The sequence below is a fragment of the Kitasatospora sp. NPDC048365 genome (genome assembly GCF_043200835.1).
Classification (GTDB): Bacteria; Actinomycetota; Actinomycetes; order Streptomycetales; family Streptomycetaceae; genus Kitasatospora; species Kitasatospora terrestris.
Map to the genome: position 1 here is coordinate 87627 of NZ_JBICYJ010000012.1, position 14940 is coordinate 102566.

At 75.3% G+C, this 14940-nt stretch carries 12 protein-coding genes; 5 read left to right on the top strand and 7 right to left on the bottom strand.

Annotation, left to right across the window (positions count from 1 at the left end; translation table 11 throughout):
- Positions 1 to 32 precede the first annotated feature (32 nt).
- Complete coding sequence (locus tag ACGFX4_RS14905; RefSeq protein WP_393073338.1) at positions 33 to 1061, bottom strand: ABC transporter substrate-binding protein; 1029 nt, start codon at positions 1059 to 1061, stop codon at positions 33 to 35.
- A gap of 88 nt (positions 1062 to 1149) precedes the next feature.
- Here ACGFX4_RS14905 and ACGFX4_RS14910 point away from each other — a divergent pair, with 88 nt between their 5' ends.
- On the top strand, positions 1150 to 1755 hold the full coding sequence (locus ACGFX4_RS14910; protein WP_393073340.1) for an HAD family hydrolase: 606 nt from the start codon (positions 1150 to 1152) through the stop codon (positions 1753 to 1755).
- Here the strand turns inward: ACGFX4_RS14910 and ACGFX4_RS14915 are convergent.
- Positions 1743 to 1982, bottom strand: a complete 240-nt coding sequence (locus ACGFX4_RS14915; protein ID WP_393073342.1) for a hypothetical protein — start codon at positions 1980 to 1982, stop codon at positions 1743 to 1745. The genes ACGFX4_RS14910 and ACGFX4_RS14915 overlap by 13 nt on opposite strands.
- Positions 1983 to 2119: 137 nt before the next feature.
- On the opposite strand from ACGFX4_RS14915, the gene ACGFX4_RS14920 reads away from it, so the two are divergent.
- Entirely contained in the window at positions 2120 to 3238 is a 1119-nt protein-coding gene (locus ACGFX4_RS14920) for an alpha/beta hydrolase (RefSeq protein WP_393073344.1), read from the top strand.
- A 200-nt stretch (positions 3239 to 3438) separates the two neighbouring features.
- The gene (locus ACGFX4_RS14925; RefSeq protein ID WP_345698553.1) at positions 3439 to 3822 is read left to right on the top strand and encodes a cold shock domain-containing protein; all 384 of its coding nucleotides are present in this window, start codon (positions 3439 to 3441) and stop codon (positions 3820 to 3822) included.
- Positions 3823 to 3829: 7 nt separating this feature from the next.
- On the opposite strand, the gene ACGFX4_RS14930 is transcribed toward ACGFX4_RS14925, so the two are convergent.
- The 4 genes from ACGFX4_RS14930 to ACGFX4_RS14945 are packed head-to-tail and all read right to left on the bottom strand — an operon-like array spanning position 3830 to position 7351.
- Complete coding sequence (locus tag ACGFX4_RS14930) at positions 3830 to 4675, bottom strand: 1,4-dihydroxy-6-naphthoate synthase (protein WP_393073346.1); 846 nt, start codon at positions 4673 to 4675, stop codon at positions 3830 to 3832.
- Entirely contained in the window at positions 4668 to 5411 is a 744-nt protein-coding gene (locus tag ACGFX4_RS14935) for a futalosine hydrolase (RefSeq protein WP_393073349.1), read from the bottom strand. Before ACGFX4_RS14935 ends, ACGFX4_RS14930 begins: the two co-directional genes overlap by 8 nt.
- Positions 5412 to 5422: 11 nt before the next feature.
- On the bottom strand, positions 5423 to 5941 hold the full coding sequence (locus ACGFX4_RS14940) for a hypothetical protein (protein ID WP_393073352.1): 519 nt from the start codon (positions 5939 to 5941) through the stop codon (positions 5423 to 5425).
- Positions 5942 to 6001: 60 nt separating this feature from the next.
- Positions 6002 to 7351, bottom strand: a complete 1350-nt coding sequence (locus tag ACGFX4_RS14945) for an MFS transporter (protein ID WP_393073588.1) — start codon at positions 7349 to 7351, stop codon at positions 6002 to 6004.
- A gap of 585 nt (positions 7352 to 7936) precedes the next feature.
- Here ACGFX4_RS14945 and ACGFX4_RS14950 point away from each other — a divergent pair.
- Together ACGFX4_RS14950 and ACGFX4_RS14955 are read left to right on the top strand one after the other, a co-directional pair.
- On the top strand, positions 7937 to 8818 hold the full coding sequence (locus ACGFX4_RS14950) for a DUF3027 domain-containing protein (protein ID WP_393073590.1): 882 nt from the start codon (positions 7937 to 7939) through the stop codon (positions 8816 to 8818).
- 114 nt (positions 8819 to 8932) lie between these two features.
- Positions 8933 to 12241, top strand: a complete 3309-nt coding sequence (locus tag ACGFX4_RS14955; RefSeq protein WP_393073354.1) for a sacsin N-terminal ATP-binding-like domain-containing protein — start codon at positions 8933 to 8935, stop codon at positions 12239 to 12241.
- Between the two features lie 112 nt (positions 12242 to 12353).
- Here ACGFX4_RS14955 and ACGFX4_RS14960 read toward each other — a convergent pair whose 3' ends face one another.
- Complete coding sequence (locus ACGFX4_RS14960; RefSeq protein WP_393073357.1) at positions 12354 to 14891, bottom strand: HAD-IC family P-type ATPase; 2538 nt, start codon at positions 14889 to 14891, stop codon at positions 12354 to 12356.
- Positions 14892 to 14940 lie beyond the last annotated feature (49 nt).

Genomic DNA, 14940 nt, shown 5'->3' on the forward strand with positions numbered 1-14940 from the left:
GCGCCCGCAGCCCCCGGGCCGGGCGCGCGGTGTCAGGCGCCGAGGGCGCGCTGGAGCTCGGCGACGAGCAGGTTGGCGCCGGTGTAGCCGATCCCCTGGAACCACAGCTGGTCGTCCACCGGGAAGGCCCGGTGGGCCCGGACCGCCCCGAGGCCCTGCCAGGCGGTACCGGCCAGGACGGCGGCCGCGCCCGAGCGGACCGGGTCGCCGTAGGTGGCGTGGAAGAGGTAGTCGCCGTCCGCCTGGGCGAGCTGGTCGAGGGTGATCCCGGTGTCGGGGCGGTCGGCGTTCTGGGAGTCGGGCCGGCCGAGGCCGAGGTCGGCGAGGACGGTGCCGATAAAGCTCTGCCGCCCGTAGAGCCGGACGGTCGGCGCCTCGCCCTCGACGAAACGCACGATGCTGATCCGCTTGCCGCCGGCCCCGGCGCCGTTGATCGCCCGGGTGGCCTGGTCGATGTGGCGGGCGTACGCGCCGGTGACCGCGGCGGCCTGCTCCCGGCGGTCCAGGGCGGCGGCGTGCAGCTGGAAGTCGTCCTTCCACGGGTAGCCGGTGGTCGGGGTGAGGACGGTCGGGGCGAGCGCGCGCAGGGTGTCGTAGTGCGCGCCGTCCCGGGTCTGGTTGGAGAGGATCAGCTGCGGTCGGGTGGCCGCGATCCGGGCGGTGTCGGGGGCGGCGCCGATGTCGCCGACCACGGCGACCTGGGCCAGCCGGGAGGCCGGCCAGTAGTCCGGCAGGCCGGCGTCGAGCGGGGCCTTGGCGGCGCCGACCGGGGTGATCCCGAGGGTCATCGCGGAGTCGAGCTCGGCGGTGTCCAGGGTGACCACCCGGGTCGCGCCGCCCGGCACGGTGACCGGGCCGGTGACGGTGGTGACGGTGACGCCGGGGGTCGGTGAGGGGGTGGGGGAGGGCGGCTCCGAGGTGGCCGTCCCGGTGCCGGAGTCGGAGGCCGGCAGCGTGCCGTCGGCGGGGCCCGGCGAGCCGCCGGAGCAGCCCGCGAGCAGGGCGGCGCCCAGGCCGCCGAGTCCGGCCAGCGCGGTCCGGCGTGACATCGGCTCTGGCACGGGAGACCTCCGGGGCGTGGGACTGCCTACGGATTATGTCCGATATGAGCTTTATGTCGGCTCAAGTGGGGTCACTAGGCTGTGTCCCATGGCTCTCACCGTCGGTTTCGACCTCGATATGACCCTGCTCGACACCCGCCCCGGTATCAAGGCGACCTACGACGTGCTGTCCGCCGAGACGGGCACGTTCATCGACAGCGAGCTGGCGGTCAGCCGGCTGGGGCCGCCGCTGGTGCAGGAGATCGGCAACTGGTTCCCGCCGGAGCGGGTGGCGGCCGCGGCCGACCGCTACCGCGAGCTGTACGTCGAGTACGCGGTGCCCGGCTCGGCGCTGCTGCCGGGGGCCCGCGAGGCGGTCGAGGCGATCCGCGCCCGCGGCGGCAGGGTTCTGGTGATCACCGGCAAGTACGAGCGGAACGCCCGGCTGCACCTGGACCACGAAGCGCTCGGGGTGGACGTGCTGGTCGGCGACCTGTGGGCGGAGACCAAGGGCGACGCGCTGCGCGAGCACGGCGCCCACGTCTACGTCGGCGACCACCTGGGCGACATCGTCGGCGCGCGGGCGGCCGGCGCGGTGGCGGTCGGGGTGGCCACCGGCCCGTACTCGGCGGCGGAGCTCACGGCGGCCGGCGCCGACGTGGTGCTGGCCGACCTGACGGAGTTCCCGGCCTGGCTGGCGGGCTACGCGGCCTGACGCTCGCGCAGCCGGCGGCGCTGGGCCCGGGCGGAGACCAGCATGCCGGCGAGCGAGATCAGGAAGCCGACCGGCATCAGCATGCACAGCCAGTACGCGAAGCTGGGGAAGCGGTCGAAGTCGAAGAACATCGGCACGAAGGTGACGAGGGTGGCGACGGCGCCGAAGCCGAAGACCAGGCCTCCGGTGCGGACCAGGACATCACCACGGTCGGTCTCACTGTTCACGGCTGGCGCTCCTCAGGCATTCGGGACCGGTCCAGTCTCGCAGAGCCGCCCGCCCCCGCCGATCGGCGGGGGCGCGGGCCCTCGGGCTCAGCCTGGACGCGCAGGGCCGGGCGGGATCGCGCGGGCATCCTGGACGGATGGGTCTGACGAGTCACAAGGTGCTCGCGCTGTCCGCGCTGTGGGCGGTCGCGATGGTGGTGGCCACCGTGTGGCTGTGGCCCCGGCTGGCCCGGCGCGGCTGGCCGGCGGTGCTGGGCCGGCTCGGCACGATCGTGGCGACGCAGCTGGCGGTGATGTGCACCCTGGGGCTGCTCGCCAACAACTACTTCGCGTTCTACAGCAGCTGGGACGACCTGCTGGGCACCGCCGACAACGGGCCGGTGGACGTGCAGAACGCCATCGGCGTGCAGCGGCTGGGCGGGGACGACGTCCGGGTGACCGGTGAGCCGGGCCGCGACCCGGCGCGGATCGGGCGCCTGGAGCGGATCCGGATCCCCGGGGCCACCACCGGGCTGGCCACCGACGGGTACGTCTACCTGCCGCCCGAGTACTTCCAGCCGCAGTTCGCGGACAAGCGCTTCCCCGCGGTGATCGCCATCACCGGCTTCCCCGGCGACGCCAGGAACCTGGTCACCAAGCTCAACTACCCCGCCACCCAGCTGCACCTGGTCCGCGAGGGGAAGGCGAAGCCCGCGGTGCTGGTGCTGATGCGCCCCTCCCCGGCGATGCCCCGGGACACCGAGTGCGAGGACGTGCCCGGCGGCCCGCAGTCCGACGGCTACTTCAGCCGGGACGTGCCGGCCGCGATCCGGGCCGGCTACCGGGTGGCGTCCGGCCCCGGCAGCCTCGGGGTGATCGGCAACTCCACCGGCGGCTACTGCGCGCTGAAGCTGGCGATGCGTCACCCGGACGTGTTCGCGGCCGGGGCGTCGCTGTCCGGCTACTACCGCGCGGCCGAGGACCCGACCACCGGCGACCTGTTCGGCGGCGACGGCCGGCGCCGCGACGAGGCCGACCTGACCTGGCGGCTGACCCACCTTCCGCAGCCCCGGGTGGCGCTGCTGGTCGGCGGCAGCAAGGAGGGCGACGGCGACTACTGGGGCCAGACCCAGGGCTTCCTGACGGCGGCGAAGGCCGGCCCGACCCGGGTCTCCTCGATCACCGTGCAGACCGGCGGACACAACTTCAACACCTGGTCGCGGATGCTGCCCGCCTCGCTCGGCTGGCTCGGCGACCGGCTGGCGCCGCCCGCCTGACCAGGCGTCGGTCACTGCGCGCAGTTCTCCGGGGACGGGGAGTTTCGGTCCGCGCCCGGGCCGGGTATGCAGCCTTCACACGGGCGCCGCATCCGGGCCGCCCGCAATCTCGGCGGCGCCGGGCGGCGCGCTGAGGGATCATGGAGCCACGGCGCGGTCCAACGGAGGGCCGCCCACCAGACACCGAGGACTGTTTCGAGATGCCCACCGGCCAGGTCAAGTGGTTCAACGAGACGAAGGGTTACGGCTTCCTGTCGCGCGACGACGGCGGCGAGGTCTTCGTCCACACCAAGGCGCTGCCCACCGGCGTCACCACCCTGAGGCCGGGGCAGCGCGTCGAGTTCGGCATCGCGGCCGGACACCGGGGCGACCAGGCGATGGGCGTGACCCTGCTGGACGCCCTGCCGTCGGTCGTGGTCAACCAGCGCAAGAGCGCCGACGACATGGCGCCGATCGTCCAGGACCTGATCACCAGGCTGGACCAGATCCTGCCGAGCCTGCAGCGCGGTCGCTACCCGGCCAAGACGGACGGGGCGAAGATCGCTCTGGTGCTGCGCGCGGTGGCGGACCAGTTCGACGCCTGACGGCCGGTCAGTCGAGCAGGCCCGGGTCGACCGCGGGGACGAGTCCCTCGTCGGCGGCCCGGGTCAGCAGCGCGCGGACCGCGGCGTACCCCTCGGTGCCGAGGTCGGCGGTGAACTCGTTGACGTACAGCGCGATGTGCGCGTCCGCGACGTCCGGGTCCATCTCCTGGGCGTGCGCCAGCACGTAGTCGCGGGAGGCCGCCGGGTCGTCCCAGGCGTGCCGCACCGAGGCGCGGATGCTGTCGGCGAGCTCCCGCAGCCGCTCGGCGCCGAGCGAGCGCCGGGCGACGATCGCGCCGAGCGGGATCGGCAGGCCGGTCTCCGCCTCCCACGCCTCGCCCATGTCGGCGAGCCGGTGCAGCCCGTACCGCCGGAAGGTGAACCGGGCCTCGTGGATCACCAGGCCGGCGTCCACCCGCCCGTCCCGCACGGCGGGCATGATCTCGTGGAACGGCAGCACCACGATCTCGCCGAAGCCGCCGGGCACCGCCTTCGCCGCCCACAGCCGGAACAGCAGGTACGCGGTGGACCGCTCGCTCGGCACCGCGACCGTCCGGCCCGCCAGCGCGGCCGGGTCGACCGGCTCGCGGGTGAGCACCAGCGGCCCGCAGCCGCGGCCCAGCGCGCCGCCGCAGGGCAGCAGCGCGTACTCCTCCAGCACCCACGGCAGCTGGCCGTAGGAGATCTTCAGCAGGTCCAGCTCGCCGCGCTCGGCCAGGCCGTTGGTGATGTCGATGTCCGCGAACTCGACCTCGGGCGCGTCCGCGCCGGGCACCAGTCCGTGCGCCCAGGCGTGGAAGACGAAGGTGTCGTTGGGGCAGGGCGAGTACGCGATCCGCAGCGGCTCAGCCATGGGTGACCTCCTGGAGCAGACGCCGGTACGGCAGCGCGGCGAAGGCCCGCTCCAGGGCCCCCAGTGCCTCGCCGATCCGCCAGGCCGCGCGGTCGCGCGGGCCGACGGGGTTGGAGACGGCCCGCAGTTCGCCCGCCGGCACGCCGAACCGGGCGGCCGCCTCGGCCACCCCGAAGCCCTCCATCGCCTCGGCCAGCACGCCGGGATGGCGGTCGGCCAGCGCGGCGGCCCGCTCGGCGCTGCCGGTCACCGTGGACACCGTCAGCACCGGGCCCGCGACGGCGCCCAGCGCCCCGGCGGCGGCCGCCACCAGGCCGGCCGGCGGGGTGTGCCGGGCCGTCCCGAAACCCAGCTCGGTGACGTCGGCGAAGCCCTCCGGGGTCTCGGCGCCCAGGTCGGCGGCGACGATCGCGTCCGCGACCACCAGGGAACCGATCGGGGCCCGCGGCGCGAAGCCGCCGGCGATCCCGGCCGAGAGCACCAGCGCGTAGCGGCCGCCGGCCAGCGCGGCCGCGGTGGCCGCGGCGGCGGCGGCCGGGCCGACCCCGCCGGCCAGCACGTCCACGGCGGTTCCGTCGGCGGCCACCGTACGGTGCAGCAGCCCGCCGGGCAGCGGCTCGGCCGGGGCACCCGCGGGCAGCCCGCGCAGCACCGCGTCCGCCTCGGCGGGCACGGCGACGACGACGAGCAGCCCGGCCTCCCGGCCGGGCTGCTCGTGCGGGGACCGCTCGGTCATCGGGTGACCGGTCAGCCCTTCTGGTGCAGCTCGAAGTACCAGACCGCGTAGACCTCGTTGGTCTTCTGGCTGGCCTCGACGACGGTCACCGTGGTGGTGCCGCTGGAGTTCAGGACGGTGGAGGCGGCGACCGAACCGGACCAGGTCGAGCCCTTCACGTCCTGCGCCAGCACGGCCTCGCCCTGGGCGCCGCCGTCGGTGAACGCGAACCAGCCGCGGTCGGCGGTCTCGGTCGGCACGCCGACGCCGATCCGGTCGCTGGAGACCACGTCGGAGGACGGGTTGGTCTTGCTCTCGCGGGCCTGCTTGGCGTCGACCTGGCACTTGGCCAGCTGGGCCTTGTCGAGCGGCTTGCCGTCGTTGTAGCAGGCCGGCGCGGCGGTGATCGAGGACCGGCCGACCGTCAGGGTCGCCTGGTGCTCGGCGGGCTTGCCCTTGTCGCTGGCGACGGCGACCGAACCGGCGACCGTGCCGGCTCCGATCAGGACGACGGCGCCGAGGCCGACGATCACGCGGGTGCTGAGGCTCATGGGCAAGAATCTACCGGGCTCGGGCGGTCGCGCGACGCGGGGGTGGGCCGACGCGCGTGGTCATGCCACCCGCGGGCGAGCGGCGGGCCGGCGCACACCCGTCCTGAGCAGCGAGCGGAAGCTCCACAGCAGCATCACCGCCAGCACCGCCGCGGCCAGCGTCAGGCCGAGCGCCTCGTTCAGCGGCAGCGCGATGCCCACCAGGCCGCCCGCCACCCAGCACAGCTGCAGGGCCGTCTCCGAGCGGGCGAAGGCAGAGGTCCGCACCGCCTCCGGGACGTCCCGCTGGATCAGCGCGTCCAGCGCCAGCTTGCCCAGCGAGGCCGCCATCCCGGAGGTCGCCGCCACGATCGCGACCGTGGCGATCCCGTACCAGAGCGCCGCCGCGCCGGTCGCCAGCGTCGCCACCAGCAGCATCGCGGTCACCGTCGCCTCCGAGCCGCGGGTGCGCAGCCAGGACCCGAGGACCGAGCCCAGCGCGTTGCCGATGCCCGCCGCCGCGGCGACCACGCCCAGCGCCACCGTCTCCGGCAGCCCGCCCGGCGGGTCCTTGCGGATCAGGAACGCCAGGAACATCACCAGGAAGCCGACCAGCCAGCGCAGCGTCCCCACCCCGCGCAGCGCCATGATCACCGACGGGCCGACCGCCCGCAGCACCCCGCGCGCCACCGGTTTCGCCCCGTGCGGCTCGGCGTGCAGCTGGGCCCGGACCTCGCCCTTGGCCGAGTCCACCTTGTGCGGCAGGTGGAACGCCATCAGCATGCCGATCACGAAGACCAGGAACGCGCCGCGCAGCGGCCAGCCCGGACCGATCAGGTGCAGCAGCCCGCCCACCCCCGCCGCCACCATCGTGGCCAGCAGCCCGGCCAGGGTGACCCGCGAGTTCGCCTTCACGAGTGACAGCTGCGGTGGCAGCAGCCGCGGCACCACCACGGAGCGCACCACCCCGTACGCCTTCGACGCGACCAGCACGCCCAGCGCCTCCGGGTACAGCGCCAGCCCGCCCGAGGTCACCACCCCGGCCATCGTCCACGCCAGCACCGCGCGGGCCAGCATCGACATCGCCATGGCCGAGCGGCGGCCGTGCGGCAGCCGGTCCAGCAGCGGGCCGATCACCGGGGCGAGCAGCGCGAACGGCGCCATCGTGATCAGCAGGTAGAGCGCGACCCGGTCGCGGGCCTCGCCGGTCGGCACCGAGAAGAAGATGGAGGACGCCAGGGCGATGGTGATCAGCATGTCGCCGAAGGAGTTGATCGCGTGAAGCTCGATCAGCTTCGCCAGGCCGGACTCGCCGGCGCCCTCCGCCGAGGTCGCCTTCCGGATCCGCCGGCCGGTGCCGTGCACCACCCGTCCGGTCCGCACCCCGGCGGCCGACGCGCCCCGGGCGAGGAACCCGCGGCCCCGGACCACCTTGGTCTCCGGCTCCTGTCCGTCCGGGTCCTGTCCGTCGGGTTGCTGTCCGTCCGGCTCCTGACCGTCCGGTCGCTGTCCGTCCGGCTCCTGACCGTCCGGTCGCTGTCCGTCCGGCCGCTGCTCCTCCGGCTCCGCGGCAGCGCCGTCCGCCCCCGGCGGGGCGTCGTCGACCGGGGAGTCCACCGGCTGCTGCCGCACCACGGCTGCCTGCTCCGGCCGGCCATCGGCCTGCGAGGAGTGCAGTCCGTGCTGCGACGGAGTCTCATCCGCCACAGCCCCATCCTGCCCGACATTGCCGTGGCATACGAGTGATTGGGGTCTCCGGCGTGCCCGGGTCCGTGAGCCTGCCGGTACCCGGGCTGTGCTGCACGGCGGACCGGCGGGTAGCCTGCACTACGCGCGCACCCGAGTGCACCGGGGGTAGCGGGACCGGGCGGCGCGGCCCGTCCCCCGAGCGGTCCCGGGTCGAGCAGAATAGAGACGTGGCAGCGACGTCCGGCGAAGGACCGCCCAACGCGGGCCGCCGGAGAACGACCGCAGGAATGACAGGACTGGGAGAGAATCGACGCCGTGAGCGCTGCGATGCGAAGCCGAACCCCTGACCGGCTCTGTGCGGAGGCCGTCGAACTCGCCCGCCAGGCAGCCGTGGACACCGTCGGAGCGGCCAGTGTCGGCGCCCACCTCGGTGTGACCGCGGAGGCCGACCGCGTCGTCACCCACACCTTCGCGTGCGAGGACGCCGCCTACCGCGGCTGGCACTGGGCCGTCACGGTCGCCCGTGCCCCGCGCGCCAAGAACGTGACGCTCGACGAGGTCGCCCTGCTGCCCGGCAACGAGGCGGTCCTCGCCCCTCAGTGGGTGCCGTGGAGCGAGCGCCTGCGGCCGGGTGACCTCGGCCCCGGCGACCTGCTGCCGACCGGCGCCGACGACGTCCGGCTGGAGCCCGGCTGGAGCGGCGAGGACGAGCCCGCGCCGAACTCGGCGCTCGCCGAGACCGCCGACGAGGACGTCGTGGTCAGCGACCCCGACGTGCAGCCCGTCCCGGCCCGGGCCGAGATCGGCGCCGTCGCCGAGGAGCTCGGCCTCGGGCGTGCCCGGGTGCTCTCCCGGCTCGGCCTGCACGCCGCCGCCGAGCGCTGGGAGTCCGCGTACGGGCCGCAGACGCCGATGGCGCAGTCCGCGCCGGCGTCCTGCACCACCTGTGGCTTCCTGGTGCCGATCGGCGGCTCGCTCGGGCAGGCGTTCGGCGTCTGCGGAAACGAGTTCGGCCCGGCCGACGGGCAGGTCGTCTCGCTCGCGTACGGCTGCGGCGCGCACTCCGAGGCCGCCGTCCTCCCGGCCCCGCCGGTCCCGTCCGAGCTGATCCTCGACGAGACCGTGGTCGAGCCGCTGCAGATCCACCCCGACCGCACCAGCGGCTCCGTCGAGCCCGACGCACCGGCCGAAGAGCTGGGCCACGCCTAGGGTCCACTTCCAGGGGCCCGGGGAACTGTCTCGCAGTTCCCCGGGCCCCTGTTGTACTTGCTGTTTGCGACAATGCGGCCGTACGCAGCGTGACGGTCGGCGAAGGGCGGGTCAGTGGAGCCTCGGATCATCGGCAGTGGGACGGACGAGCAGGCGGCGGACGTCTTCGACACCGCCGGGCTGCGCCGGCGGGTGCTGGAGGCGTGGAGCGCCGCGCCGGCCCGGTTCCGGGAGGACGCCAACGCCGAGGAGGAACTGGCCCTCGGCGGCTACCGCGACCGGCTGGTCGTCGAACTGGCGCAGAACGCCGCCGACGCGGCCGCCCGCGCCGGCACCCTCCCCGGCCGGCTCCGGCTGACCCTGCACGACGGCGTGCTGGCCGCCGCCAACACCGGCGCCCCGCTGGACGCCGCCGCGGTCGAGTCGCTGTCCACCCTGCGCGCCTCCGCCAAGCGCGACGCCGCGGACGACCGGGACGGGGGCCGCGGCACGGTCGGCCGCTTCGGCGTCGGCTTCTCCTCCGTGCTCGCGGTGACCGACGAGCCCGCCGTGCTGTCCTCGCACGGCGGCGTCCGCTGGTCCCTCGCGGAGGCGTACGAGCTGACCGGGGCCCGCCCGGAGCTCGCCGAGGAGCTGCGCCGCCGCGAGGGCCACGTCCCGCTGCTGCGCCTGCCGTTCCCCGCCGAGGGCGCCGCCCCGGCGGGCTACGACACGGTGGTGGTGCTGCCGCTGCGCGACGCGGCCGCCACCGACCTGACCAGGCGGCTGCTCGCCGAGATCGACGACGCGCTGCTGCTCACCCTCCCGGGCCTGGCGGAGATCACCGTCGAGACGCCCGAGGGGACGCGCACCCTCACCCGGGCCACCGACCCGCAGCGCCCGGACGGCATCACCACCGTCACCGTCACCGACGGCGACACCCGGACGGTCTGGCAGACGGTCGGCGCCGCCGGCGCGATCGACCCGGCGCTGCTCGCCGACCGCCCCACCGAGGAGCGGGCCCGGCCGTACTGGAGCATCACCTGGGCCGTCCCGGTCAACCACGCCGGCCACCCGCAGGCGCCCCGCACCACCCCGGTGGTGCACGCCCCGACGCCCAGCGAGGAGCCGCTCGGCGTGCCCGCGCTGCTGATCGCCGGGTACCCGCTGGACTCCACCCGCCGGCACGTCGCCCCCGGCCCGCTGACCGACTTCCTCACCGAGCGCGCCGCCGACGCCTACGCCGGGCTGCTGCGCGCCCGCGGTGCCGACGTCCACTCGCTCTCGCTGGTGCCCGCCCCGCTCGGCCAGGGCGCCCTCGACAACGCGCTGCGCGCCGCGATCCTGCACCGGCTGCCGGCCACCCCGTTCCTGCCGCACCCCAAGGGCGTCGAGGAGGGCACCCCGGCACTGCAGCCGCGCGACGCGACGCTGCTGGAGGGCGCCGACCACGCCGTGGTGGAGGCGCTGGCGCCGATCTTCCCCGGGCTGCTGCCGGCCGGCCTGGAGCGCCGGGCCGAACTGCGCGCGCTGGACGTGCGGCGCGTCCCGCTCGCCGAGGTGGTCGACCAGCTCGGCGGCCTGGAGCGCGAGCCGGCCTGGTGGCGCAACCTGTACGCGGGCCTGGCCGGCGCCGACCCGGAGGCGCTCGGCGCGCTGCCCGTCCCGCTCGCCGACGGCCGCACGGTCACCGGCCCGCGCCGGGTGCTGCTGCCCTCGGACGCCGCCGACTGGGAGGGCTTCGAGGGCTACCCGCAGTCCCTGTCCGACGCGCTCGCCCTGCTGGACCTGCGCCTGGCCCACCCCGAGGCGGCGCACCCGCTGCTGGCCAAGCTCGGCGCCGGCACCGCCACCCCCGCCGGGGTGCTGGACACCCCCGAGGTGCGCGCCGCCGTCGCCCGCTCGCTGGAACTCGGCGAGGACGACTTCGACGCCGCCGTGGACCTCGCGGACGCCGTCCTCGCGCTGGTCAGGGCGGCCGCCCCGGCGGTCGGCGAGCACCCCTGGCTGGCCCGGCTCGCCCTGCCCGACGACGAGGGCGAACTCACCCGGGCCGGCGAGCTGATCCTCCCCGACAGCCCGCTCGCCGCCCTCGCCCGCGAGGACGACGCCGCCTACGTCGACGAGGACCTGTACGACCGCTGGGGCCCCGAGGTGCTGGCCGCCGCCGGCGCACTGGCCTCCTTCGTGCTGGTCCGCGCCGAGGACGTGGTCCTCGACCCCGACGACCTGGAGCGCCTGGACCCGACCGTCCCCGCCGACCGGGCCGCCGGCGGCGCCCCGACCGGCCTGATCGACGAGGCGCCGGACGGTCTCGCCGACTGGTGCGAGGACGCCCTGGAGGCCCTGCACGCCGACGACGCCGGCGAGCTGGGCGTCCCCCCGGTCGCCGCCGAACTGCTCGCCGTCCGCGACCTCGACCTGGTCCACGACGCCGCCTGGCCCGAGGCGCTCGCCCTGCTCTCCCGGCCCCCCTACCGGGACGCGGTGGTCGCCCCCGTCCGCACCCTGCTGCCCGACGGCCGCTACGTCGACCTGCCCTCGTACACCGCCTGGTGGCTGCGCGACCACCCGGTGCTGGACGGCCGCGAACCCGCCGGGCTGCGCGCCGCCGGCGCCGACCCGCTGCTGCGCGGCCTCTACGACGAGGCGCGCACCACGCTCGACCCGCAGTTCCTGCACGCCCTCGGCGTGCGCACCACGCTCGCCGCCCTGCTCGACGAGCCGCACGGCCCCGACGAGGTGGTCGACCGGCTGGTCGACGCCGACGCCGAGGTGACCCACCGCCAGCTCCACGGCATCTACACCGCGCTGGCCCGGCTGCCGCTCGACCGGGTGGAGGCCCTGGACGTGGTCCGGGCCCTCGCCCCGCTGGACGAGGCGACCGGCCGCCGCGACGACGTGACCGTCGTCGTGGACGCCTCCCGGGCCGTGGTGGCCGACGCACCCGACCTGGTCGAGCTGCTGCACGGCCACCCCGTGCTGCCCGTCGAGCCCTCCCTGGCGGCCGACCTGGCCGAGCGGCTGCACGTCTCGCTGGCCAGCGAGGTGGCCGGCGGCCGGGTCCTCTCCGAGGGCGCCCTGCACCGCGTCCCCGCCGTCGTGCGGGAACTGCTGCCCGGCTGCCCCGCCGTCTACGAGGAGCACGACGAGCTCCTGGTGGTCGGCCCGGACGGCGAGGAGGCGCACGTCGGCTGGCGCTGGGACACCGCCGCCACCGCCCCCGAACTGCCCTACGAGCCCGAGCACGCCGAGGCCGGCGACGAGGACGACGAGTTCGAGGTCCCCCCGGTCCCCGGACTCCTCCACGCCGCCACCCCCGAAGGCCTCGCCGCCGGCCTGGCCTGGTCGGTCGGCCAGTGGCACCGCCGCTTCGAGATCCTCGCCGCGCTCAGCGAACCCGACCGCGCGTACGAGCTCCTCGCCGCCCGCGACTACGAGTAGCCGCCCACCGGGAGCGCCCCCTCCCCCCTGCGGGGCGCTCCCGGCCCGGGCGGCCGGTGCCGGTTCCACTGTCCGGCAGGGCGATAAACCGGGGATTGTCGTCCGATGACGGCTACCGCTCCTCGCCGTTCATCCGCAGCACCACCACCCGCCAGACCACCTCCAGCAGGACGCCCGCGACCGCCGCGATCACCACGCCCAGCCACGGGTCGCGCACCCCCGCCAGCGAGAGCTGGAAGAAGTCCGACAGCCACGGCACCCACAGCACCAGGGCGAAGGCGAAGCACATCGTCCCGATCAGCAGCAGCCGCCACCAGGTGTACGGCCGGGCCACGATCGCCAGCACCCAGATCGCCACCAGGAACAGCGTCAGCGTCGCCACGCTGGTGTCCGCCTCCAGGTCGGTGTCGTGGTTGGCCCGGGCCAGCATGTACGCGGTGAAGGTCGCGGTGCCGGCGATGATCCCGCCCGGTACGGCGAGCCGCAGCACCCGGCGCACGAAGCCGGTCCTGGCCCGCTCGTTGTTGGGCGCCAGCGCCAGGAAGAACGCCGGCACGCCGATGGTCAGCGTGGACAGCACCGTGGAGTGCCGCGGCAGGAACGGGTACGGCACCTGGGTGATCACCACCAGCAGCGCCAGCAGCACCGAGTAGACCGTCTTCACCAGGAACAGGTTGGCCACCCGCTCGATGTTGCCGATCACCCGGCGGCCCTCGGCCACCACCGAGGGCAGGGTCGCGAAGCGGTCGTCCAGCAGCACGATCTGCGCCACCGCCTTGGTGGCGTCCGAGCCGGTGCCCATCGCCACGCCGATGTCGGCGTCCTTCAGCGCCAGCACGTCGTTGACGCCGTCGCCGGTCATCGCCACCGTGTGCCCGCGCGCCTGCAGCGCGCCCACCAGCAGGCGCTTCTGCTGCGGCGTCACCCGGCCGAACACCGCCGTCCGGTCGGCGACCTCGGCCAGCTGCTCGGCGTCCTCGGGCAGCGTCCGGGCGTCCAGCGCGGTCTCCGCACCGGGCAGCGCCAGGTGCGCGGCCACCGCGCCCACCGACACCGCCGCGTCGCCGGAGATCACCTTGGCCCGGACGTTCTGGCCCTCGAAGTAGCGCAGGGTGTCGGCCGCGTCGTCGCGCAGCCGCTGCTGCAGCACCACCAGGGCCAGCGGCTCCAGCTCCGCGGCCGGGTCCGGCGCGTCCAGCGGCACCGGGCTGCGGCCCAGCAGCAGCACCCGCAGGCCCTTGGCGCCCAGCTCGTCCACGTCGGCGAGCACCGGGTCGCCGGCCGGCAGCAGCACGTCCGGCGCGCCCAGCAGCCAGCTCGCCTCGCCGCCCTGCGGCTCCAGCAGCTGCACCCCGCTCCACTTGCGGGCCGAGGAGAACGGCATCGCCTCCAGCACCCGCCAACCGCTGCCCGCGCCGCTGCCCTCCCCGCCGCCCGCGCCGCTGCCATCCGGCGCCCCGTAGGCGTCGATCACCGCCTGCATGGAGGCGTTCGGCCGGGCGTCAGCGCCGCCCATCGCGCCCAGGGCCTGCTGGAGCACCGCGCGGTCGGCGAAGATCCGGTCGGCCGACGGCGCGCCCGGCCGCAGCCGACCGTCGGCGGCCGGCAGCTCCCGGCGGCCGGGCTCCAGCGGCCGCAGCTCCACCAGGTCCATGCCGCCCTCGGTCAGCGTGCCGGTCTTGTCCAGGCAGACGGTGTCCACCCGGGCCAGGCCCTCGATCGCGGGCAGCTCCTGCACCAGGCACTTCTTGCGGCCCAGCCGGATCACCCCGATCGCGAACGCCACCGAGGTCAGCAGCACCAGCCCCTCCGGCACCATCGGCACGATGCCGGCGACCATCCGGCGCACCGCCTCGCGCCAGTCGTTGCCCTGCACCGCGAGCTGGCTGATGATCAGGCCGATCGCGGTCGGGATCAGCAGGTAGGTGATGATCCGCAGGATGTCGTTGATGCCGCTGCGCAGCTCCGACCTGACCAGGGTGAACCGGCTGGCCTCCTCGGCCAACTGCGCCGCGTACGCCTCCCGGCCGACCTTGGTCGCGGTGAACGCGCCGGCCCCGGCGACCACGAAGGAGCCGGACATCACCTCGTCGCCCGGCCGCTTGAGCACCGGGTCCGGCTCGCCGGTCAGCAGCGACTCGTCGATCTCCAGGCCGTCCGCCTCGCTGACCAGGCCGTCCACCACCACCTTGTCGCCGATGCCGAGCAGCACGGTGTCGTCCAGCACGATCTCGGAGTTCGGCACCTGCACCGCCCGCCCGTCCCGGCGGACCTGCGGCCGGGCCTCGCCGATCAGCGCCAGGCTGTCCAGGGTCCGCTTGGCGCGCAGCTCCTGGACGATGCCGATCGCCGTGTTGGCGACGATCACCAGGCCGAACAGGCCGTCCTGGAGCGGGCCGACCACCAGGATGATCCCGAACATCACGCCGATGATCGCGTTGAACCGGGTGAAGACGTTGGCCCGGACGATCTCCCGGGTCGAGCGGCTGGAACGGACCGGGACGTCGTTCACCTGCCCGCGCTCCACCCGCTCGGCGACCTCCGCGGCGCTCAGACCGGTGGAGTGCCCGGTGCCGAGCCCGGTCGCGTGCGCGCCGGAGCGGGAGGGGTCGGTGCCGTCCGCGTCGGGGCCGTCCGCAGGGAGCGTCATGGCACCGACTCTAGGGGCGCGACTGTCCGCTACGCCCCGATTTGGGGCC

Excerpts from the sequence above, each read along its gene's own strand:
- ACGFX4_RS14910 (WP_393073340.1), top strand. The coding sequence starts at position 1,150 with ATGGCTCTCACCGTCGGTTTCGACCTCGATATGACCCTGCTCGACACC.
- ACGFX4_RS14920 (WP_393073344.1), top strand. The coding sequence starts at position 2,120 with ATGGGTCTGACGAGTCACAAGGTGCTCGCGCTGTCCGCGCTGTGGGCG.
- ACGFX4_RS14925 (WP_345698553.1), top strand. The coding sequence starts at position 3,439 with ATGCCCACCGGCCAGGTCAAGTGGTTCAACGAGACGAAGGGTTACGGC.
- ACGFX4_RS14930 (WP_393073346.1), bottom strand. The coding sequence starts at position 4,675 with ATGGCTGAGCCGCTGCGGATCGCGTACTCGCCCTGCCCCAACGACACC.
- ACGFX4_RS14935 (WP_393073349.1), bottom strand. The coding sequence starts at position 5,411 with ATGACCGAGCGGTCCCCGCACGAGCAGCCCGGCCGGGAGGCCGGGCTG.
- ACGFX4_RS14940 (WP_393073352.1), bottom strand. The coding sequence starts at position 5,941 with ATGAGCCTCAGCACCCGCGTGATCGTCGGCCTCGGCGCCGTCGTCCTG.
- ACGFX4_RS14950 (WP_393073590.1), top strand. The coding sequence starts at position 7,937 with ATGCGAAGCCGAACCCCTGACCGGCTCTGTGCGGAGGCCGTCGAACTC.
- ACGFX4_RS14960 (WP_393073357.1), bottom strand. The coding sequence starts at position 14,891 with ATGACGCTCCCTGCGGACGGCCCCGACGCGGACGGCACCGACCCCTCC.